Consider the following 21,933-nt stretch of genomic DNA (forward strand, 5'->3'; position numbering starts at 1 on the left):
GGCGCTTCCCTTCGGTCTTGCGTTTCCGACTCTATCAGATCTTTCCGATCCGATTTCCTCGGGCTTTCGCCTTCCGGGACCACGCTTTCCGCGTTCCCCTTTCCGGCGGACCCGACTTTATCAGAAGTTTCGCACCGGATTGACCGGCCGTAGCCTTCCGATTTATCGGGAGGGGCTTCGTCGAAAGTTTGAAGTATCGAGAAGCAGTCAGATGCTCACCGTCGCCGTTGCGGATCCAGGGACCCCACTCCAGGCAACTGTTCGAATCTACCTCCCCACACGGTCCGTGTCAACGGCTCCTGCGGGGCGAAGAGGAGACTAGCAGCTCAGCCGACCGGTCCGCACATCAGGCGGCTGTGGGCACGACCGCGCTGCGCTCGGCGGCCTCCAGGTCACCGGTCTCTCCGGCCCGCGCCGCGCGTCCGCCCACAACATAGACGTAGACGAGGAAGAGCAGCTCCGCGACGACGCCGATACTGATGCGAGCCCAGGTGGGAAGGCCCGAGGGGGTGACGAAGCCTTCGATCGCGCCGGAGACGAAGAGGACCAGCGCGAGGCCTATCGCCATGGCCAGTGCTGCTCGGCCCTCCTCCGCGAGGGCCCTGCGTCGGGGCCGCGGACCGGGGTCGACAAGGGTCCAGCCGAGGCGCAGACCGGTGCCGGCGGCGACGAAGACCGCGGTCAGTTCCAGGAGGCCGTGGGGCAGCACGAGTCCGAGGAAGGTGTCGAGTCGGCCGGCGGAGGCCATCAGGCCGAAGCCGATCCCCAGGTTGAGCATGTTCTGGAAGAGGATCCAGATCACCGGCAGGCCCAGGAAGACACCCAGGATCAGGCAGAGGGCGGCGGCCCACGCGTTGTTCGTCCAGACCTGGGCGGCGAAGGAGGCCGCGGGGTTGCTGGAGTAGTACGTCTCGTACTGGCCGCCGGGGCGGGTGAGCTCGCGCAGTTCGCTGGGGGCGGCGATGGACGCCTGGACCTCGGGGTGGGTACCTATCCACCAGCCGAGGAGGGCCGCGACGGCGGTGGAGAGGAGTGCGGTGGGCACCCACCAGTGGCGCGCTCGGTAGACGGCAGCCGGAAAGCTGTGGGCGAGGAAGTGTGTGACGTCCCGCCAGGATGCGCGGCGGGCTCCTGTCACGGCGCCGCGCGCGCGTGCCACCAGCTGGCTGAGCCTGCCGGTGAGCTGCGGGTCGGGAGCCGCGGACTGGATCAGCGACAGGTGGGTGGCCGTGCGCTGGTAGAGCACGACGAGTTCGTCGGCCTCGGCGCCGGTCAGGCGGCGCTGGCGCCGGAGCAGGGTGTCGAGGCGGTCCCACTCCGCGCGGTGGGCGGAGACGAAGACGTCGAGGTCCATCGGTGTGCCTGCTCCTCGGCTGTTCGTCGGCTCTGGGCCGAAGGCTCGTCGTCGGTCGTGCGGGTCGGCCTCATCGGTCGTACGGCATGAGTCGTACGACATGATCAGCTGGTCGTACCGCGGTGCGATGTGTCATCAGCTTGGCAGACTGGCGGTGTTCGGGGCAGGCAGGGGAAGGACGTGCGGACATGAGTGAGCTGGTGACGGGCGAGGCGGTGGCGCTGGAGTTGCGCCCCGCGAAGGTGCCCAGCAGGGCACTGGCCGTGCTGCTCGACCTGGCCGCGGCCTTGACGGTGTACGTCGCGGCGACGATCGCACTGGTGGCCGCCACGGCCTCCCTGGACGAGGCGGCGCAGGCCGCGATCTTCATCGCGATGTTCGTGTTGTTGCTGGTGGGCGGGCCGATCGCGGTCGAGACGCTCAGCCACGGGCGGTCGCTCGGGAAGATGGCGTGCGGGCTGCGGGTCGTACGGGACGACGGCGGACCGATCCGCTTCCGGCACGCGCTGGTACGGGGCTTGATCGGTGTGATCGAGATCCTCATGACGATGGGCGTCATCGCGTGCATCGCCTCGCTGGCGTCGTCGCGGGGGCGGCGGCTCGGGGATGTCTTCGCGGGGACCCTGGTCGTGCGGGAGAGGCTGCCGGTCGGGCCGGTGGGGTTCGTACCGCCGCCTCCGCCCTGGCTGGTCGGTCGTTTCTCCGGGCTCGATCTGTCCGCGGTGCCCGACGGTCTGTGGCTCGCCGTCCGCCAGTACCTGACGCGGATGCGGCAGCTGGACCCGCAGGTGGGCCGGGCGATGGCGGAGCGGTTGGCGGCGGACCTGGCGGACCGGACCGGGGCGCCGGTGCCGCAGGGCGTGCCGGCGGCGGCGTATCTGGCGGCGGTGGTGCAGGAGCGGCAGGCCCGGGAGGCACGGCGTGCCTTCGGACAGGCCGCGGCCGCGGGGGGCGGGTCGGTCGGCGCCGTCGGCCAGGCGGGTGCGTACGGACCGCCCGCGCACCACGCGGCTCCGCCGTCCCCGTACCCGTCCGCTCCTGCCGTGCCCCCCACACCTGCCTCGCCCGCCACGCCGCCGGCCGAGGGCCCCTCGACCGGATTCGTGCCACCGGCGTAGACCGGTTGCGGGTAGGTCGCTCGCGTCTTCGGTCAGTCGAAGGACGAGGGCGGCGATTCGAGGTCCTCGAGTTCGATGCCGGGGGCCGCGAGGACCACGTCCCCGGCGAGGTGCACGGTGTGCTGCTCGCCCGTGTCCAGGGCTGTGACCTGGTATTCGTCCACGATCAGGGGGTCGTTGTCAGTGGCGTGTGCTTCTCTTCTCACCAAGGCCCAGGACTGGTCCACGGTGCGCGGGGCGAGCACCGGATCGGTGAGGGCGACGAGACGTACGCGGGTGGCTGACGCGGAGGGGGTGAGGCGCAGCAGACGAGCGGTGGCGACGAGGAACGCCGGGGACGAGCCGGTGAAGGCGTGGGCGCGCACATTGCCTTCAGTGGCGTGGGTTCCGGTCGGGTCGGTACGGACCCAGGTGACGCCGTCGAGAGCGGCGCCGCGGACCTGCCAGCTCGCGGCGTGCAGTTCGAGCCGGATGGGGCGGCCGAGTTCGTCGAGGGCGAGGTCGACCGAGCCCAGGTGATCGCCGGAGGGGGCGGTGAGCTGGGAGACGTAGCGCCAGCCGGAGGGGCCGGGGGCGCACTGGAAGTGTTCTTCGGCGAGGGGGGTGTGATCGTGCGGATCGTGGAGCGAATAACGGCCGCGGGGCATGGGGGTCCTGGATCTTGACGGGCTGGGCCGGTCATCGGCCGGCCCATGGGACAGGCCCCCGACACGGGGGTGCGGGGGCCTGTCCCGGGTGGGTCGGCTGCCGGGGAGCGCGCCGGTGGACCGGTGTGCTCCCCACGGCGGGTGCGCGGGCTCAGTAGCGGTAGTGGTCCGACTTGTACGGGCCCTCGACCGTCACACCGATGTACTCGGCCTGCTCGGGGCGGAGCGTGGTCAGCTTCACGCCGAGCGCGTCGAGGTGCAGGCGGGCGACCTTCTCGTCCAAGTGCTTGGGCAGCACGTAGACGCCGGTCGGGTACGCGTCGGGCTTGGTGAACAGCTCGATCTGGGCCAGGGTCTGGTCCGCGAAGGAGTTGGACATCACGAACGACGGGTGACCGGTGGCGTTGCCCAGGTTCAGCAGGCGGCCCTCGGAGAGGACGATGAGCACCTTCCCGTCGGGGAAGGTCCAGGTGTGGACCTGCGGCTTGACTTCGTCCTTGACGATGCCGGGGATCTGGGCGAGGCCGGCCATGTCGATCTCGTTGTCGAAGTGGCCGATGTTGCCGACGATGGCCTGGTGCTTCATCTTGGCCATGTCGGCGGCCATGATGATGTCCTTGTTGCCGGTCGTGGTGACGAAGATGTCGGCCTTGTCGACGACCTCGTCCAGCGTCGTGACCTGGTAGCCGTCCATCGCCGCCTGCAGGGCGCAGATCGGGTCGATCTCGGTGATGATCACACGGGCGCCCTGGCCCCGGAGGGACTCCGCGCAGCCCTTGCCGACATCGCCGTAGCCGCAGACGACGGCGGTCTTGCCGCCGATCAGGGTGTCGGTGGCGCGGTTGATGCCGTCGATCAGGGAGTGGCGGCAGCCGTACTTGTTGTCGAACTTCGACTTGGTGACGGCGTCGTTCACGTTGATCGCCGGGAACAGCAGGGTGCCGTCGCGGTGCATCTCGTACAGGCGGTGGACGCCGGTGGTGGTCTCCTCGGTCACGCCGCGGATCTCGGAGGCCAGCTGGGTCCACTTCTGCGGCGACTCGGCCACCGTGCGGGTGAGGAGTTCGAGGATGACGCGGTGCTCGTCGGACTCGGCGGTGTCGGGCGAGGGGACCTTGCCGTCCTTCTCGTACTCGACGCCCTTGTGGACCAGGAGGGTGGCGTCACCGCCGTCGTCCAGGATCATGTTCGGGCCGCCGGTGGGGGTGTCCGGCCAGGACAGCGCCTGCTCCGTGCACCACCAGTACTCCTCCAGCGTCTCGCCCTTCCAGGCGAAGACCGGGACGCCCTGCGGGTTCTCGGGCGTGCCGTTCGGGCCGACGGCGATGGCGGCCGCGGCGTGGTCCTGGGTGGAGAAGATGTTGCAGGACGCCCAACGGACCTGGGCGCCGAGGGCGGTCAGGGTCTCGATGAGGACGGCGGTCTGCACCGTCATGTGCAGGGAACCGGTGACACGGGCGCCGGCCAGGGGCTGCGCCTCGGCGTACTCCTTGCGGATCGCCATCAGGCCGGGCATCTCGTGCTCGGCGAGGGTGATCTCCTTGCGGCCGAAGGCGGCCAGGGAGAGGTCGGCGACCTTGAAGTCCTGTCGGTTGGCGACAGTCGTCATGGAGAGCTGCTCCTCGGGGGTGTGGGTCGAGGTGGGTACGGCTGGTCTGCGCGGCGGCGGACACAGGGGTGCCCGAGGAGGACACAGGCATGCCCGCGTGCGGCGCAGCGCAGTCCGTCGGAGGCCCTCTCTCCCTCGGCCGGTCCGCAGGGACCGCCCGACCGCCATCAGCAGCGACGTCTGGCTCCGTCCCAAGCTACACCGACGGACCCGGTCATCCCCAGTGAGTCACCGAACACATCAGACCGAACCCAGACGGATCCGGGGCCGGGACCGGGGCCGGGATCAGTGTTCCGTCCGGGCCGGGCCGCCGGGGGTGGCCTCGGCGTCGGCGCCCCTGGCGGATTCTTCCTCGCTGTAGATGTCGGGCTCCAGGTAGATCACGCGGGCGATCGGGACGGCTTCGCGGATGCGGGACTCGGCGGCGTCGATGGCGGCGGCGACCTCCGCGGCCGTGTCGTCGTGCCGTACGGCGATCTTCGCGGCGACCAGGAGTTCCTCGGGGCCGAGGTGGAGGGTGCGCATGTGGATGACGCGGGTGACGGTGTCGCCGTCGACGACGGCGGCCTCGATCTTCCGGGTCTCCTCGGCGCCCGCGGCCTCGCCGAGCAGCAGCGACTTCGTCTCGACGGCGAGGATCAGGGCGATCAGGACGAGCAGGACGCCGATGCAGAGGGTGCCGATGCCGTCCCAGACGCTGTCACCGGTCAGCAGGGCGAGCCCGACACCGCCGAGGGCGAGGACGAGGCCGACGAGGGCGCCGAGGTCCTCCAGGAGGACGACCGGCAGCTCGGGTGCCTTGGCGTGGCGGACGAACTCCTTCCAGGAGCGCTTGCCGCGAAGGGCGTTGGACTCCTTGATGGCGGTGCGGAAGGAGAAGGCCTCGGCGATGATCGCGAAGACGAGGACGCCGACCGGCCAGTACCAGTGCTCGAGCTCGTGCGGGTTCTTGATCTTCTCGTAGCCCTCGTAGAGGGCGAACATGCCACCGAGCGAGAACAGCACGATGGAGACGAGGAAGGCGTAGATGTAGCGCTCGCGGCCGTAGCCGAAGGGGTGTTGCGGGGTGGCTTTCCGCTGTGCCCGCTTGCCGCCGACCAGCAGCAGGGCCTGGTTGCCGGAGTCGGCCACGGAGTGCACCGATTCGGCGAGCATCGACGAGGAGCCGCTGAAGAGGAACGCCACGAACTTCGCTACCGCGATCGCGGCGTTGGCGGCGAGTGCCGCGACGATCGCCTTGGTGCCGCCTGACGCGCTCATGTGTCCGCGTTGTCCCTTCGTACGCCGTTCACGGGCCCGGGCGGACGTCCTCGTACGCCGCCCGGGGCTCCGACTGCCCTTTGACGGGGGGACATTGTTGCAGTCCGATGAGGCGACGTCGTGTCAGAACTTCGTCATCGGGCTGTCAGACGACGACAGTTGCCCTGAACAATGTTCCGGTACCGGAGACTTCGGCCTTTTCGCCCGCCGGTACGAACACCGAGGCCCCCGGGGACAGCTCGTGCTCACCGGCCCGTACCGAACCGGCCGTGCAGAGCAGGATCTGCGGGGTGGCCAGCGTGAGGTCGTGGGTGGTGCCGCCCGCCGGGAGGACGTAGCGGGAGAGCCGGAACTCGTCGGTGGGGGTTTCGTAGAGTTCCTCGCCGTCCGGTGCGGCCTCCGGGCGCAGCACGCCGGGGTCGCGGGGCTCAAAGCGGACGATGCGCAGGAGTTCGGGGACGTCGACGTGCTTGGGGGTCAGCCCGCAGCGCAGGACGTTGTCGGAGTTGGCCATGATCTCGACGCCGAGGCCGTTCAGGTAGGCGTGCGGAACGCCGGCGCCGAGGTAGAGGGCCTCGCCGGGCTGGAGCCGGACGTGGTTGAGGAGCATGGCGGCGATGACGCCGGGGTCGCCCGGGTAGTGGTGGGCGATCTCGGCGTACGGGGCGTGGTCGCCGCCGAGGCGTTCGCAGGCGGCGGCCGCTCCCGTGACGGTGCGGGCCATTTCGTCGCGGTCGGCGGTGAGGATCGCGGTGAGGACCTCGCGCAGGGCCGCGTCCTCGGGGCGGGCGCGCAGCAGGTCGACGTACGGCTTGAGGGAGTCCACGCCGAGGGCGTCGAGCAGTTCGGCGGCGTGCCGCGGGTCGCGGAAGCCGCACAGGCCGTCGAAGTCGGTGAGTGCGCAGACCAGTTCGGGCTTGTGGTTGGCGTCCTTGTAGTTGCGGTGCGGGGCGGTGACGGGGACACCGCGTCGCTCCTCGTCCGCGTAGCCCGCCTTCGCCTGCTCCAGGTCGGGGTGGACCTGGAGGGAGAGGGGCGCTCCGGCGGCGAGGAGTTTGAGGAGGAAGGGCAGGCGCGGGCCGAACTTCGCGACCGAGGCCGCGCCGAGTTCCCGCTCCGGGTCGGTGTCGATGACCTCGGCGAGTGTGCCCCGGTCGGTGCGCGAGGGCGCGCCGGGGTGGGCGCCCAGCCACATCTCCGCCTGCGGCTCGCCGGTCGGTTCGACGCCGAGCAGCTCGGCGATGGCGGTGGTGGACCCCCAGGCGTAGGGGCGGATGGTGTTGTCGAGGCGATCCATCGGGTTCTCTCTGGGTCCTTCGGCAGGTTCTCGTACGGAGGGCGGGGCGCCCGTGCCGGGCCGCCCGACACGGGGCGTCCACGTCGGGGCTTGCGCGTCCGGACGTCCGCTTCCGGACGTCCGGACGGGCCGCCCGGGTCAGACCGTCCCGGGCATGATCAGGCTCCCGAGGTGAGCGCCAGGTAAACGGCGGCGAAATCCGTGACGGCGATCAGTTCGGCGAGGGTCTCCAGTTCGCCGCCCTCCTCCGGCTCCAGTTCACTGATCGGCGTGTCGTGGCTGAGGGCCAGTTCGCGGGCGGCCGGGGCGGCGGTGAGGCCGCCGATCGGGCGGTCCCGGAGCAGCACCACGCGCGCGTGCAGGGCGGGCGGCTCCTCCACGCGGTCGCGGAAGAAGTCGTCCGGGTTGGCGCGGGCGGCGAGCGGGCCGGCCAGCAGGGCGCTGTGCACGCCGAGCGCCTCGGGGAGTTCGGCGACGACGGCGGGGGTGCCGGACAGTTCCGCGAGCGCGGCGGCAAGGCGGCGGCCCGCCGGGCCGGCCGAGGTGCCCTCGGTCCATACGACGGGGAGCGCGTCGGCGAGTTCGGCGGCCAGGTTCTTGGCGGGGTTGTTGTAGATGGCGATGGCCGGGCCGCAGCGTTCGGCGACGCGGTCGAGCCGGTCGGCGACCTTCTCCAGGGCGTCCGGCGGGGCGGTGAGCAGGCCGGTGCGGTCCAGCAGCGCGAGCAGCGGGGTGAGCAGCGCCCACAGGGCTCCGGGGGCGGAGGAGGCGAGCGGCTCCTCCTGCTCGTCCTGCTCGTAGGGCGCGGTCGCCATGGGGACGAACAGGCCGTGGGAGCCGTTGACCGCTTCGGCGAGCGGGGTGCGGGCGGGGGCCACGGCGACGACGGTGCAGCCGCGCCGGTAGGCCTGTTCGGAGAGCAGGGACAGGCCCGGTTCGGTGCCGTCCGGGGTGGCGATCAGGAGCAGGTCCACGGAGCCGGCCCAGCCGGGCAGCTCCCAGCGCAGCGCGCCCGCGGCGGGGGCCACGCCGGTGGGCGCGAGCCGGGTGACGGGGCTGCCGGCGCCGGCGAGGGTGCCGAGGAGGTCGGCGGTCTGGGTGGCGGCGGCGCCGGGGCCCGCGATCAGGACGGCGCGGGGACGGCCGTCGGGCTTGAGGTCGCGGACGCCGGCCTCGGCGGCGTACCGGGCGGCGGTGCGGACCAGGGCGCCCGCTTCGGCGGCGCCGCGGAGCAGCCCGCGGTGGTCGGCCTCGGCGAGGCCCTCCGGTGAGTCGAGCAGCGATTCGTCGATCATGGGCGGCAGCCTTCGAACGGCGGGGCGTCGGTACGCGGGCGGCGGGTCGCAGGGTCGCCGGGTCGTCGGTTACGCGGGGCGGCGGGTCGCAGGGTCGCCGGGTCGTCGGTTACGCGGGGCGGCGGGCCTCGTCGACGAGGAGGACGGGGATGCCGTCGCGGATCGGGTAGGCCAGGCCGCATTCCTGGCCGGTGCAGATCAGCTCACTGTCCTGCTCCTTGAGGGGGGAGTGGCAGGCCGGGCAGGCGAGGATCTCCAGGAGGCCGGTTTCCAGCGGCATGGGGGTTCCCTTCGGGGCGGGCGTATGCGGATGTGCCTGGTCAGGGTACCGCCGGTGGCGCCGGTGCGGGCGGGCAGCGGCTGGCGGGCGGGCACCCGGCCCGCCCGGACGCCCCGAGGGCGCCGGGCGGCCACGCGCGCGGGACGGGTGCCGTGGGGCTTCAGCCTCGGATGATGTCCAGGGCCTCGTCGCGGATCCTGGTCATGGTGGCCGCGTCGCGGGCCTCCGCGTTCAGCCGCAGGAGGGGCTCCGTGTTGGAGGGGCGGACGTTGAACCACCAGTCGGCGGCGGTGACGGTGAGGCCGTCCAGTTCGTCCAGGGTGATGCCCTCGCGGCCCTCGTACGCGGCCCTGATCGCGGCGAGGCGGGCCGCCTGGTCGTCGACCGTGGAGTTGATCTCGCCCGAGCCGGCGTAGCGGTCGTACTGGGCGACCAGGTCGGACAGGGTGCCCTGCTGGCCGCCGAGGGCGGCGAGGACGTGCAGGGCGGCCAGCATGCCCGTGTCGGCGTTCCAGAAGTCGCGGAAGTAGTAGTGCGCCGAGTGCTCCCCGCCGAAGATCGCGCCGTGCGTGGCCATCTCGGCCTTGATGAAGGAGTGCCCCACGCGCGTGCGTACCGGTGTTCCGCCGTTCTCCTCGACGACCTCCGGCACCGACCAGGAGGTGATCAGGTTGTGGATGATCGTGCCCTTGCCGCCGTTGCGGGCCAGTTCGCGGGCGGCGACCAGGGCGGTGATCGCGGACGGGGAGACCGGTTCGCCCCGCTCGTCGACGACGAAGCAGCGGTCGGCGTCGCCGTCGAAGGCGAGGCCGAGGTCGGCGCCCTCCTCGCGGACCCGCTGCTGCAGATCGACGAGGTTGGCCGGGTCGAGCGGGTTGGCCTCGTGGTTGGGGAAGGTGCCGTCGAGTTCGAAGTACATCGGGACGACGGTGAGCGGCAGGTCCGCCAGCACCGTGGGAACGGTGTGCCCGCCCATGCCGTTGCCCGCGTCGACGACGACCTTCAGGGGGCGGCCGGCGGTCAGGTCGACGAGGGAGCGCAGATGTGCCGCGTAGTCGCCCAGCGTGTCCCGCCGGGTGATCGTTCCCATCGGGCCGACCGGCTCCGGGGGACCCGACTCGCTCCATTTCTCGACGAGTTCGCGGATCTCCGTCAGCCCGGTGTTCTGGCCGACCGGGGCGGCGCCCGCGCGGCACAGCTTGATGCCGTTGTACCGGGCCGGGTTGTGCGAGGCGGTGAACATCGCGCCGGGCAGACTCAGCGCGCCCGAGGCGTAGTAGAGCTGGTCCGTGGAGCAGAGGCCGATCTCGGTCACGTCGACGCCGTGGGCCGCGGCCCCGCGGGCGAAGGCGCCCGACAGGCCGGGCGAGGAGGGCCTCATGTCGTGGCCGGTGACGATGGCGCTCGCGTCGGTCACCCGGGCGAAGGCCGCGCCGAAGAGTTCGGCCAGGGACTCGTCCCACTGGTCGGGGACGATCCCACGTACGTCGTACGCTTTCACGATCTGTGACAGATCAGCAGCCACGGCCAACCCTTCCGAAAGTCCTGTGGTCACCACAAACTACCCGCAGCGGATGACACTCCGCCGCGGGCGGTTCGCTGTGGTCCGATCGGGCTCACGGGACGTCGCCCCGGGTGCCCTCGTCGGTGTCGTCCCGGGTGTCCTCCCGGATGTCGTTCCGGGTGGGGCCCGGGTCAGGGCAGCATCCACCCCAGCACCGCGGTGCTCTGGCCCACCACGATCAGGCACATCACGAGCAGCAGGACGAGGCTCCAGGGCAGCACCTTGCGCAGCAGGTCTCCCTCCTTGCCCGCCAGCCCGACGGCGGCGCAGGCGATGGTGAGGTTCTGCGGCGAGATCATCTTGCCGAGGACACCGCCCGAACTGTTCGCGGCCGCCAGCAGGTCGGGCGAGAGCCCGGACTCCCGGGCGGCGGTCACCTGGAGTGCGCCGAAGAGGGCGTTGGCCGAGGTGTCCGACCCGGTGACGGCGACGCCGAACCAGCCCAGCACGGGCGACAGGAAGGCCAGTCCGGCACCGGCGGCGGCGACGAAGTAGCCGATCGTCGCGGCCTGGCCGGAGAGGTTCATGACGTAGGCGAGCGCCAGCACGGAGGTCACCGTGAGGATGGCGAAGCGCAGTTCGTACACGGTCGCCGCCCATTCCTTGACCGCCACGCGCGCGTGCACACCGAGCACGACCGCGGTGGCCACCCCGGCGAACAGGACGAGGGTGCCGCCGGTCGAGACGATCGGCCAGGTGAAGACGTTGGCGCCGACCGGATCCCCGTTCGGTGCGGCGACGTCGAGGAAGGGCCAGTCGGTCTTCCGGGTCGCCCCGGCCAGCCAGTCCTTGATCACCGGGATCTGCGCGACGGAGAAGATCACCACGATCAGCGCGTACGGGGCGTACGCCCGCAGGACCTCGCCGCGCGGGTCCTCCTCGTCCAGTTCCTCGCTGCGCACGCCGGTCAGTACGGAGGTGCGTACGGCCTCGGAGGCCGGCACGCGCGCATGCGGTACGGCGACCAGGGCGCCCGCGCCCGCCATGGCCGCGGCGATGTCGGCGAGTTGCGCGGAGACGTAGTTGGACGCGACGAACTGGGCGACGGCGAAGGCGACTCCGCACACCACCGCGGGCACCCAGGTGTCCCGCAGCCCGCGCCGCCCGTCCACCAGCCAGACCAGCACCAGCGGCACCACGAGGGCCAGCAGCGGGGTCTGGCGTCCGACGACGGACGCCACCGAGTCCAGCGGCAGTCCGGTGACCTGGGCGAGCGTGACCACCGGTGTCCCCATGGCACCGAACGCCACCGGCGCGGTGTTGGCGACCAGCGCGACGATCGCGGCGCGCACCGGATCGAAGCCGAGCGCCACGAGCATCACGGCGGAGATCGCGACGGGGGCGCCGAAACCGGCGAGCGCCTCCAGCAGCGCCCCGAAGCAGAAGGCGACGACCAGGGCCTGGATCCGCGGGTCGTCGGAGAGCCGGCCGAAGGAGCGGCGCAGGATGTCGAAGTGCCGGGTGCGGACCGTCATCCGGTACACCCACAGCGCGTTGACGACGATCCACATGATGGGGAAGAGGCCGAAGACGGCCCCCTGGACGGCGCTGGAAGCCGCCTGGTCCCACGGCATGCCGTACGCCAGGCAGGCCACCAGCACGGCGCCCAGCAGTCCGGTCAGGCCCGCCAGGTGCGCCTTCATGCGGAGGCCGCCGAGCAGGACGAGGACGATCACGAGGGGTAATGCCGCCACGAGGGCGGAGAGACCGAGTGAGCCGGCGACTGGTTCCAGTTCCTGGACGTACACGGACGCGCCTCCTGAATTCCGCAATGCGAAAGAGGTTTCTCGCTACGTGCCCGGAATGGTCGTGTCCCCGACAAGCGCGCGTCAATGGGCGTGCGGCACCTTACTGACGGGGCAGGTGGGACAGGAGGGAAGAGAGCGAAGAGAGCGAAGGAAGCGAGGAAGTGGGGGGGAGCAGGGAGCGATGAACCCCGGCCGTCGACGCGGCCGCGCTCTGGGGGCGGCGGTCGGCCGCGGTCAGTCGTGCGGTCAGTTGTCGGGAGAGCGGAGCACGCGCAGATGGCCGCGACGGGCGACCTCCATCGGGTCCGCGCCGCGCCCCGCGCCGCCGGCCGCTCGCTCCTGGGGGCGGGCGGCTTCGCGCACCGCGTCCGCGAGCGCTTCCAGATCGTCCCCGCTGGGCTGCGCGGGAGCCGAACCGTCGAGCAGGCGGACGACCTCCCAGCCGCGCGGCGCGGTGAGGCGCTCGGAGTGCTCGGCGCACAGGTCGTAGCAGTGGGGTTCGGCGTAGGTGGCGAGCGGGCCGAGGACCGCGGTCGAGTCGGCGTAGACGTACGTCAGCGTCGCGACGGCGGGACGGCCGCAAGCGGTGCGCGAACAGCGACGTACAGGGCTCACGATGTTGGACGGTACCGCACTCTTGAGCGGGTCGCGAAGACTCCCCGCCCCGGGATTCCCTCGTGTCGTGGCCTGAAACACCTCACCCGCCCCCGCGGGCACACGCCGTTGACCTGCCCCGACGCCCGTGTTCGAGGCACCCGCGCCCCCTGTTCCGGTCATCAGTTGGTACAAACACCGTCAAATACCTTGAGATCACCGGCCCGCGAAAGATATCGAATCGAGCCGAACCTTGGCCGGAATGGTCATGTGACGACATGCCGTTCCGGGCGGACCGACACCACTCCTCGACGCCATGCGGGTGTCGCGGTCCCGAGGCCGTGTGGGGGCCGGGCACGCCGGGCCGGCGGAGACTACCCTTCACCCTGATGGACACCCCTGTGACTCCCCGTGCCGCCGACCGCGGGCCCCGCCGCCGTGATCGCCACGGCCGGGGCATGCGCGGGCCGATCGCACCGCCCCAGGTGCCGCTCGCCGCCAGCCGCGCGGAGACCTTCGCCGATCTCGTGCAGGACTCCGTGGAGCGGCTGGAGCGGCGCTGGCCGCAGCTGACCGACATCGATTTCCTCGTCCTGGAGGTTCCGCGGCTGGACGGGCCCGGACTTCGGTGGAGCGACGAGGCGGTGCCGCTGGGCGGCGCCGTGCCGGGCCGGGAGGGGCACCCCGCGCGGGTCGTGATCTACCGCCGGCCGGTGGAGATACGCACCAAGGGACGCGACGAGCGGGCGGCGCTGGTCCACGAGGTCGTCGTGGAGCAGGTCGCCGAACTGCTGGGGCTGACGCCGGAGACCGTCGATCCCCGGTACGGGGAGGACTGAACGGCGGCTCCGGCGCCCGCTCCGTGAAGAGCCCCTACTTCTGCAGGACCGACAGGTTCTCCTCCGCCTTCGGTACCGCCACCAGGCCCCGGTCGTCGGGAAGGGTCTGGACGGTGAAGGCCGGGAGGCCGTCGTCGGTGACGGCGAGGGTCCGGGACGCGTACACGGGGGTGCCGTCCGACTCGGGTTCGATCGTCAGGGCGTACGTGCCCTTGACACCGTCCGGGGCCGGCAGCTCGACGTGCTGGGTGGTACCGGCCTTGATCGTGTACGTCTCGGACACCGGGTCACCGCCCTCACTGCCCGCGGACGCGGTGACCTTGACCTTGGCGGCGCCCTCGGGCGCGGTCACGGCGAGGGTGCTGCCCTTGACCGTGTTGCCGACGGCCGTGGCGCGCAGGCCGACCGGGCGGGCTGCCGGGACGAAGGCCGACTCCTGGTTGCCGTCCTTGCCGCGCAGCACCCGGACCGCCGCCACGACCGGCACCGAGCGGTCCGTCGGCGTGAGGACCAGGGAGCCCGCCTCTCCGCGCATGACGTCGCCGAGTTCGACGGCGGTCGTCCTGCCGCCCTTCACGTGCACCGTCTCGTTGCCGGCCGGTGTGATCAGCCCGGAGGGCGAGGCGAGCCGCACCTTCAGGTCGGCGTCCACACCGCCGGGGGTGAAGGCGACCAGGCGCACGGCGATGGCGTCCTCGGGGATGCCGGGCAGGACCAGGCTGCCCGCCGGGTCGGCCGACGCGGCCAGCCAGTCACCGCCGAGCGTGGCGTCCAGGGCCTGCACGGCCGCGCCGACCCGCCCGCTGCGGACGACGACGTGCACGGTCACGTTCGTCTGCTGCTCGTCGGTGAGCGTGGACAGCAGCACCGGTTCGGCGGAGTGCGGCTGGACCGTGATGCCCTCCCCCGCCTCCGTCTCGAGGGCGCCGTCCTCGCCGTAGACCTCGATGTCCACGACGGCCGCGGAGTCGTCGGGGTTGGTGAGGTGGACGTAGTCGGTGCGCTCGAGCGCGGTGCTCGCGCCGGGGAACCAGAACTCCGTGTCGGGAGGGGCGCAGTTGACGCCCTGCAGGCCCCGGCCGGTGCCTGCGGCGACCTCGGTCGTCTGCTGCACGGTCCACCCCGGGGCGAGGCGGCCCTCGGCGGTGCCGAGGAGGGCCGGCCCCTCGCCTCCGGAGACGTCCGCGACGACCGGCTTGCCGGGCTCCTTGGGCTCGAGAACCGGCTTCTCGGGCTTCTCGGGCTTCTCGGCCTTCTCGCCGTCGGTGTCCTTCTCGCCCTCCGCGTCCTTCTCGCCGTCCTCGGCGGCCTCTTCCTCGTCGCCGTCCTTCGCGCCGTCGCCGTCCTTCGCGTCCTCCGCCGCGGACCGCCCCTCGACGGCCGACCGGAGTTCGGCCCTGCCCTCGCCCTCCGCGCCCTTCGTGACGGGCGTGAAGGACGTGTACGTCGTCTCGGCGAGGTCGGAGGTGCTGGGCGTCGGGCACAACAGGCTGGTGCGTTCCACGGGCAGGTGCGCCGCGGCGGCCTCGACGCCGCCGTCCGCGGCCGTGGGGTCCGGCGCGGACAGCACCGCGAAGCCGGTGACGGCGGCGAGTGCGGTGGCTCCCGCGATCAGGGACAGGGTGGTGCGGTTCACTGCTGGCTCCCGTCGGAACGCTCACTGCCCGGCTGAGGGCGGTGCGGCTGCTCGGGGTCGTACGACGTGTCGTAGCCCTGCGCGTAGGTCTGGTCGTAGCCCTCGTGGCCCTCGTAGCCCTGCCCGTACGTCGCGGGGTCGTACGGCGGCTGCTGCTGGGGCGTGCCGTCGTAGGCGTACGGGTCGTACCGGCCGTCCTGGTACTGATCCGCGGGGTACGTCCGGCCGTAGTCGTCCGTCGCGTACTGCTGTTGCCGCTGGTACTGCTCGGCGGGGTAGGCGCCGTCGTACTCGGGGGCCGGGTGGCTCGCCGCGTCCCACTCGTCGTAGGACCGCTGTTGCGGAACGGCCGCGGGAGCCGGCTCCGGCGGGATGTCGAACCCGTTGTCCTCCGTGCCCGTGTCCTCCGCGCCCGCCTCCCCGTGCGTGCCCGTCTCCTCGGCGGCGGCCTCCGCCTCGGCCTGGGCGCGCAGGCGGCGGGCGCGGCGGCCGTCACCGGCGAGCGCCTCGGCGGCGACGGCCGGCTCCTCGGGCAGGTCGTCGTCGATGTCGCGGCGCCGGCCGGGCAGGGCGAGGACGACGAGGACGACGGCGAGCAGGCCCTGCGCCCACAGCCACGCGGTGTGGGTGATCGGGTCGTCGTAGGTGACGTCCAGTCGCCCGCCGGTGGCGGGCAATTCGAAGCCCTGGGCCCAGCCGTCGACCGTGGTGGGGGTCAGCGGCTTGCCGTCGAGGGTGGCGGCCCAGCCCTCGGCCGCGGAGTCGGCCAGACGCAGGACACGCCCCTCGGAGCCGTTCGGGATCTTCGTGTGGATCTCGACGGGTCCCGCGGCCACGGGCTGCGACTCGCCCTCGCTCCCCTTGCCGGGAACGATGCTCGCGCGGGCCACGTCCTGGTCGACGCGCCACAGCGCGCCGCCCGCCTGCTGGCTGAGCCGGGTCAGGCCGGGAGTGGCGTCCAGGACGCGGGTCACGTCGCGGGGCGCGCCCGGGTGGACGAGGACGTAGCGCACCGCGAATCCGTCGAGCTGGTCGGCCTGGTCGGCGCCCGAGCCGGCCACGAGGTTGGCGACGACCTTGTCGAGCCCGCTGTTCCCGCTGTTCGATGCGGCGATCTCGGCGTCGCCCATACGGGCGCCGGAGCCGCGGACCAGCACGTAGTCGACGCGGGCGGCGGAGTCGCTGTCGAGGACGAGGGTGCGGGCCTGGTCGCGGGTGCCGCTCTCCTCGGCGACGAACGCGGGCACCTGCACGGGGTCGCGCCGCTGCAACGGTCCGTCGGCGCCGCGGATCACCCAGCCGGCGGCGGCCAGCAGCGGACCGACCGCGCAGGCGAGGGCGATCAGGACGGCGACCGGCTGACGCCAGCCGAAGCTCTGCTCGGCGACCCGCGAGCGTGCCCCGTCGGCGCCGAGGGCTGCGGCGGCCAGCAGGGCGATGCCGTAGACGAGGGTCGCGGGCCCCGCCCAGGTGGAGCCGTTGGACAGGACCGCGAAGACGAGTCCCACCAGGGCGGCCGTCCAGGCGGCGCGGATGGCGAGAGTCCGCTCGGAGCGGAGCAGGGCGGCGAGGGCCGCGAGCACGATGCCGATGAGCACCGCCCCGCCGACCGCGCCGGGCCCGCCGGGGCTCGCGCCGAGCAGGTCGAGGGCGGAGGCGGCGGAGGGACTGTACTCCAGGCCCGCCTCCTGGAAGAAGCCGAACGGGAGCAGCGACAGCGACCAGGGGGCCAGGACCAGCAGCGGCGTGCCGAACTGGGCGAGGAAGCGGAGCCCGTGCGCCGGGAGATCGGACCTGCGCAGGGCGAGGACGCCGAGGCCGAGGACCAGGGCGATGGGCCACACGATCGGGGTGAATGCGGTGGTGACGGTGAGCAGCAGCGCGTACGCCCAGGTCGCGCGCCAACTGCCGCGGACGTCGGGGGGGTTCGTGAGTCCGCTCGCGGCGATGCCCGCGCGGGCGATCAGCGGCAGCAGCACGGCGAGGACGGCGGTGCCGATCCGGCCGCCGGCCAGGGCGCCGGCGACGGCGGGCAGGAAGGCGTAGGCGACGGCGGCCCACGCGCGCAGCAGCCGGGACTCGACGAGCGGGCGGGAGGCGAAGTACGCGCTGAAGCCGGCCAGGGGCACCGAGCCGACGAGCAGGACCGTTACGGCGACCCCGGGGGAGCCGAGCAGCAGGGTGCCCAGCGCCGCCACGACGGCGAGGTAGGGCGGCGCGGACCCGGTGCCGCCGGCGCCCACCGCGTGCCAGGTGTCGGTGTACCGCGCCCAGAGGTCGGCGGAGTCGGCGGGGACGGGGAGCAGTGCGCCGCCCGTGAGCGCACCGCCGCCGAGGAGTTCGCGGCACGCCGCGAGGGAGATGAACAGCAGGGCCAGGAAGAGCACCGGGCCGGGCTTGCGGGCGATCCGCTTGAGCCGGGCGAACTGCTCGACCTGCAGGAAGTCGGCGTCGTCCCCGCCGGGTCCGGACTCGACGGCGCCGCCGTGCCGTCCGGCGCCGGAGGTGGCTTCGGGGTCGGAGCGGCCGACGAAACTGCTCGCGGCCTGCTCGATGGTCACGCGGATGGTCGCGCCGGGGGGCGGGAACAGCGGCCGCAGTTCGCCCTTGTCGACCTGCGGGCTGCCGCGGCGGCGCCGTCCGGCGAGGATGCGCTCGGGCCGCAGCAGGGTGCCCATGAGGCCGCGGATCTCGTCGACGGCCTGCCCGGGGACCTTGCCGACGAGGTAGGCGAGGGTCCGCAGCAGGGTGCCGAGGACGACCCGCAGCAGCACCCAGGGCAGGGCCGCGGTGCGGGTGTTGACGAGCAGGGTGTGGACGGCGCCCGCCTTGTCCACCTTGTGCGGGGAGGCGGCGGTGCGGCCCACGCAGTCGACGGCGCGGCGCTCGCGGGAGGCCGCCTCGGCGTGCCGCACGACCGCGTCGGGGGCTATGAGCACCCGGTACCCCGCCGTGTGCGCGCGCCAGCACAGGTCGACGTCGTCACGCATCAGGGGCAGGTGCCGGTCGAAGCCGCCGAGTTGGTCGAAGACGTCGCGGCGGACCAGCATGCCGGCGGTGGACACCGACAGCACGGACCGGACCTGGTCGTGCTGGCCCTGGTCCTGTTCGCGGCGGTCCAGACCGGTCCAGCGGCGGCCGGAGTTGGCGATGGAGACGCCGACCTCCAGCAGTTGCCGGCGGTCGTACCAGCCGCGCAGCTTGGGGCCGACGACGGCGACGTCGTCACGGCCGAGTTCGTACTCGTTGTCCACGACGCTCAGCAGCCGGGCCAGCGCGTCGGGTTCGGGGGCGCAGTCGTCGTGCAGCAGCCACAACCACTGCACCGGCTCGCCGTGCGGGAGGTCGGGCAGGTCGTACGCGTCGTCGTGCCAGCTGCGCGTGACCGGGTCCCAGCCGCTCGGCCGCTTCAGGTAGGGCAGGTCGTCCGGGGTGAGGTGCGGCGCGGCGTGGTGGCACTCCTCGACGGCCTGGCCGAAGCCGGTGCGTCGGGCGAGGTGCAGGACGTGGTCGTCGCCGAGGGCTTCGGTGACCAGTCGGGCGGAGTCGTCACCGCTGCCGGTGTCGGCACCCATGGCGAACTGGACGGGGCGTTCCTGGCCGAGTAGCCCGGCGAGCGCGTCGGGCAGCCAGCGGGCTCCGTCGTGGGAGACGAGGACCGCGGTCACCACATGACGCGGGAACTCTGGAGCGGCAGCTACGTCTTGACGGGCTGCCGGGTGACTGTGCACGGACATCGAGGTACGGGCCCCGGTTCGGTGGACTGTGGGGGACGCCCGTGCCCGGTGGGGGCGGCGTGACGTCTCGGACGAGCGCCCACACTATCGGCTGGGCGGCAAGGCGGCCCGCCGCCTGTGGACAACCCACCCGCGACGGGCCGCACTCGGCACATGCACATATACAGAACATCTGACATATGCACGGGCATAGCGCGCATACGGATGTGACGCCCTGGATGCGGCGCACCGGATGTGACACACCGTTCACCGGCGGCGTCCTCAGACCACTGCCTTCTTCAGCCGACGCCGCTCCCGCTCGGAGAGGCCGCCCCAGATGCCGAAGCGCTCATCGTTGGCGAGGGCGTACTCGAGGCACTCGGAGCGGACCTCACAGGCGAGACAGACCTTCTTGGCCTCCCGGGTGGAACCGCCCTTCTCGGGAAAGAACGACTCGGGGTCGGTCTGGGCGCACAGCGCGCGCTCCTGCCAGCCGAGTTCCTCGTCCGCGTCATCGACCAGCAGTTGCTGCACCAGCTCCGTCATGTGCGCCCCTCGTCTGTCTTCCGTGTCCCCGTGACGCTGCCGTTACCTGTCCCGGCCAAACGACACGAGTGAAATTACAAGTGTGCTGCTCCGGGCGAGTCAAGCTGAGATCTGCTATTGGCGCCCTTATTCACTCTGCGGAACCAAGCCCACGTCGAAAGTGTTCAAATCGCCATAAACCTTGACACACCAACGACCCCGACAGAGATTCCCGCCCCGCGCGGAACCTCCACAAGGGGAGACGCCCGGTCGGTCGACCCCGTTGTCGCACCGACGCCACAGCAAGCCGAATCACATTCGGATCACAGAATCGTAACGGCACTTGCGTGCCCGGCCGTGCGCACCTTGTGTCCCCGGAATCACATGAACAAACCTTTCGTCCCGCAGGTGAACCGGATGGAGTGAACCGTGTCCCACGATCCGGGCGTCGAGTTGACACTGGAGGTGTGAACCGCTGTCCTTGTGGGCATGCTCGCGAACTTGGCACTCGCCTCGACCCGCTCCGCCGGGTCCCTCGGTGCTGCCCGCGCTCGCTGTAGCTGTCACTGTTCCGGTTGTTGAGCCCAACGCGCTCCGACCCTTTGAGTCACCCTCGACTTGAGGCCAGTTCCCTCCAGTCCAGCTCCTTCCGCTCCCACCGGGGCACTCCTCGCCGCCGTCCGCGACCCGGACGCACGCGACAGCACACGCTGTAGTCCCCCCTCTCCTCCCTCTCCTCCCCCTCCTTCCCGCTCCCCGCTCCCCGCCCCCCGAGCGCTTCTCCGCCGAGGAACACCTCATCCCATGAACAGCGACAGCGACCTCCAGATCGCCGGCGACATCCTCGAAGTCCCACACCTGCTGCAGACCCCGCGCGAGCACCCGGCGACCGTCGCCGAGTTCGTCGGGCTGGCCCGCTCCCTCGCCGCCGACCGCTCCTCGTGGGAGCACCTGGTGCGGTACGACGCGACCAGCCGCTGGTACCACCGGCTGCGCACCGTTCCCCGAGGCCTCGGCTCCGCCCGAGCCGGGGAGATCCCGGTCGGCTACGAGGTGTGGCTGCTGTCCTGGGTTCCCGGCCAGGGCAGCGGACCGCACGGTCACGGCCCCTCCTCCGGAGTCATGACCGTCCTGGACGGCACCCTCACCGAGCGCACCGGGCGCGGCACGCGTGCGTTGACGACGGGTACGGAGCGGGTGTTCCCGCCCGGCTACGTGCACGAGGTCGTCAACGACACACTGGAGTCGGCGGTCAGCCTGCACGTGTACTACCCGGGCCTGACCGAGATGCCGATGCGCCCCCTCGTCCCGCACTGCGAGGCGCGGCCGGTGCCCGGGGCCCTGACCGTCTGAGACGGTGCCACGGCCGGCCCGGCGGCTGAGACACTGTTTCCCATGCGCATTGTGGTTCTGGCAGGCGGCATCGGTGGTGCCCGTTTCCTGCGCGGTCTGAAGCGGGCCGCGCCGGACTCGGACATCACGGTCATCGGCAACACCGGGGACGACATTCACCTCTTCGGGCTGAAGGTCTGCCCGGACCTCGACACGGTGATGTACACGCTCGGCGGCGGCATCGACGAGGAGCGGGGTTGGGGGCGGACCGACGAGAGCTTCCGCCTCAAGGAGGAGCTCGCGGCGTACGGCGTCGGCCCGGGGTGGTTCGGGCTCGGCGACCGGGACTTCGCCACCCACATCGTGCGGACGCAGATGCTCGCCGCCGGGTATCCGCTGAGCGCGGTGACCGAGGCGCTCTGCGACCGCTGGCAGCCGGGCGTCCGGCTGATCCCGATGACCGACGACCGCGTCGAGACCCATGTCGCCGTCACCCTGCCCGCCGACGACTCGGCGGGGGCCACGGCGGGAACCACGGCGGGCTCGACCACCTCGACGACGGGGTCGGCGGCGGGAGCCGCGGGACCCGGCGAGCGCAGGGCGATCCACTTCCAGGAGTACTGGGTACGGCTGCGGGCGTCGGTCCCGGCCGAGGCGGTCGTGCCGGTCGGCGCGGAGCAGGCCAAGCCGGCGCCGGGCGTGCTGGAGGCGATCGCCGGGGCGGACGTGATCCTCTTCCCGCCGTCCAACCCGGTCGTCTCCATCGGCACGATCCTCGCCGTCCCCGGCATCCGCGAGGCGATCGCCGACGCGGGCGTCCCGGTGGTCGGCCTGTCGCCGATCGTCGGGGACGCGCCCGTGCGCGGCATGGCCGACAAGGTGCTCGCGGCGGTCGGCGTCGAGTCCACCGCACCGGCGGTGGCCGAGCACTACGGCTCGGGCCTGCTGGACGGCTGGCTGGTCGACACGGTCGACGCGGCCTGTGTGGAGCGTGTCGAGGAGGCCGGGATCCGCTGCCGGGCGGTGCCGCTGATGATGACCGACGTCGACGCGACCACGCGGATGGCGCGGGAGGCGCTGGCGCTGGCGGAGGAGGTGCGGTCGGTTTGAACGACTCCA

At 72.2% G+C, this 21,933-nt stretch carries 17 protein-coding genes; 4 read left to right on the top strand and 13 right to left on the bottom strand.

Annotated elements, in window-relative coordinates; translation table 11 throughout:
• Positions 1 to 346 precede the first annotated feature (346 nt).
• Entirely contained in the window at positions 347 to 1,354 is a 1,008-nt protein-coding gene (locus tag AB0I73_RS30705) for a stage II sporulation protein M (protein ID WP_109380980.1), read from the bottom strand.
• A gap of 188 nt (positions 1,355 to 1,542) precedes the next feature.
• Here AB0I73_RS30705 and AB0I73_RS30710 point away from each other — a divergent pair, with 188 nt between their 5' ends.
• A complete protein-coding gene (locus AB0I73_RS30710) occupies positions 1,543 to 2,472 on the top strand; it encodes an RDD family protein (RefSeq protein ID WP_363042813.1) in 930 nt (309 codons plus the stop codon).
• A 32-nt stretch (positions 2,473 to 2,504) separates the two neighbouring features.
• Here AB0I73_RS30710 and AB0I73_RS30715 read toward each other — a convergent pair whose 3' ends face one another.
• The 9 genes from AB0I73_RS30715 to AB0I73_RS30755 all read right to left on the bottom strand — a co-directional run bounded on the left by AB0I73_RS30715 (position 2,505) and on the right by AB0I73_RS30755 (position 12,787).
• Entirely contained in the window at positions 2,505 to 3,119 is a 615-nt protein-coding gene (locus tag AB0I73_RS30715; RefSeq protein WP_363042815.1) for a hypothetical protein, read from the bottom strand.
• Positions 3,120 to 3,270: 151 nt separating this feature from the next.
• Positions 3,271 to 4,728, bottom strand: coding sequence for an adenosylhomocysteinase (gene ahcY / locus AB0I73_RS30720; protein ID WP_109380983.1), 1,458 nt, complete (start codon positions 4,726 to 4,728; stop codon positions 3,271 to 3,273).
• A 285-nt stretch (positions 4,729 to 5,013) separates the two neighbouring features.
• A complete protein-coding gene (locus tag AB0I73_RS30725; RefSeq protein WP_363042817.1) occupies positions 5,014 to 5,988 on the bottom strand; it encodes a cation diffusion facilitator family transporter in 975 nt (324 codons plus the stop codon).
• 145 nt (positions 5,989 to 6,133) lie between these two features.
• Entirely contained in the window at positions 6,134 to 7,285 is a 1,152-nt protein-coding gene (manA, locus tag AB0I73_RS30730; RefSeq protein WP_363042819.1) for a mannose-6-phosphate isomerase, class I, read from the bottom strand.
• 158 nt (positions 7,286 to 7,443) lie between these two features.
• Complete coding sequence (locus AB0I73_RS30735) at positions 7,444 to 8,580, bottom strand: SIS domain-containing protein (RefSeq protein WP_363042821.1); 1,137 nt, start codon at positions 8,578 to 8,580, stop codon at positions 7,444 to 7,446.
• Positions 8,581 to 8,689: 109 nt separating this feature from the next.
• Positions 8,690 to 8,860: a Trm112 family protein gene (locus AB0I73_RS30740; protein WP_202281229.1), complete on the bottom strand. Its 171-nt coding sequence runs from the start codon at positions 8,858 to 8,860 to the stop codon at positions 8,690 to 8,692.
• A gap of 160 nt (positions 8,861 to 9,020) precedes the next feature.
• The gene (locus tag AB0I73_RS30745) at positions 9,021 to 10,385 is read right to left on the bottom strand and encodes a phosphomannomutase/phosphoglucomutase (RefSeq protein ID WP_363042823.1); all 1,365 of its coding nucleotides are present in this window, start codon (positions 10,383 to 10,385) and stop codon (positions 9,021 to 9,023) included.
• 170 nt (positions 10,386 to 10,555) lie between these two features.
• On the bottom strand, positions 10,556 to 12,172 hold the full coding sequence (locus AB0I73_RS30750) for an L-lactate permease (protein ID WP_363042825.1): 1,617 nt from the start codon (positions 12,170 to 12,172) through the stop codon (positions 10,556 to 10,558).
• Positions 12,173 to 12,418: 246 nt separating this feature from the next.
• Positions 12,419 to 12,787, bottom strand: a complete 369-nt coding sequence (locus tag AB0I73_RS30755; RefSeq protein WP_181383704.1) for a DUF3499 domain-containing protein — start codon at positions 12,785 to 12,787, stop codon at positions 12,419 to 12,421.
• A 368-nt stretch (positions 12,788 to 13,155) separates the two neighbouring features.
• Between AB0I73_RS30755 and AB0I73_RS30760 the strand changes: the two genes are divergently transcribed.
• Positions 13,156 to 13,605, top strand: a complete 450-nt coding sequence (locus tag AB0I73_RS30760) for a metallopeptidase family protein (RefSeq protein ID WP_363042827.1) — start codon at positions 13,156 to 13,158, stop codon at positions 13,603 to 13,605.
• Positions 13,606 to 13,639: 34 nt separating this feature from the next.
• On the opposite strand, the gene AB0I73_RS30765 is transcribed toward AB0I73_RS30760, so the two are convergent.
• The 3 genes from AB0I73_RS30765 to AB0I73_RS30775 form a co-directional block, all read right to left on the bottom strand.
• Positions 13,640 to 15,241 carry a DUF5719 family protein gene (locus AB0I73_RS30765; protein WP_363042829.1) on the bottom strand — a complete coding sequence of 534 codons (1,602 nt, stop codon included), beginning with the start codon at positions 15,239 to 15,241 and terminating at the stop codon, positions 13,640 to 13,642.
• Positions 15,238 to 18,912, bottom strand: a complete 3,675-nt coding sequence (locus tag AB0I73_RS30770; protein WP_363042831.1) for a glycosyltransferase family 2 protein — start codon at positions 18,910 to 18,912, stop codon at positions 15,238 to 15,240. Before AB0I73_RS30770 ends, AB0I73_RS30765 begins: the two co-directional genes overlap by 4 nt.
• Before the next feature lie 327 nt (positions 18,913 to 19,239).
• Complete coding sequence (locus tag AB0I73_RS30775) at positions 19,240 to 19,503, bottom strand: WhiB family transcriptional regulator (protein ID WP_109380992.1); 264 nt, start codon at positions 19,501 to 19,503, stop codon at positions 19,240 to 19,242.
• Between the two features lie 783 nt (positions 19,504 to 20,286).
• Here AB0I73_RS30775 and AB0I73_RS30780 point away from each other — a divergent pair.
• Both AB0I73_RS30780 and AB0I73_RS30785 read left to right on the top strand, forming a co-directional pair.
• Entirely contained in the window at positions 20,287 to 20,835 is a 549-nt protein-coding gene (locus tag AB0I73_RS30780; protein WP_363042834.1) for a cysteine dioxygenase family protein, read from the top strand.
• Positions 20,836 to 20,877: 42 nt separating this feature from the next.
• Positions 20,878 to 21,924, top strand: a complete 1,047-nt coding sequence (locus AB0I73_RS30785) for a 2-phospho-L-lactate transferase (protein WP_363042836.1) — start codon at positions 20,878 to 20,880, stop codon at positions 21,922 to 21,924.
• Positions 21,925 to 21,933 lie beyond the last annotated feature (9 nt).

The organism is Streptomyces sp. NPDC050388 (genome assembly GCF_040655635.1).
Classification (GTDB): Bacteria; Actinomycetota; Actinomycetes; order Streptomycetales; family Streptomycetaceae; genus Streptomyces.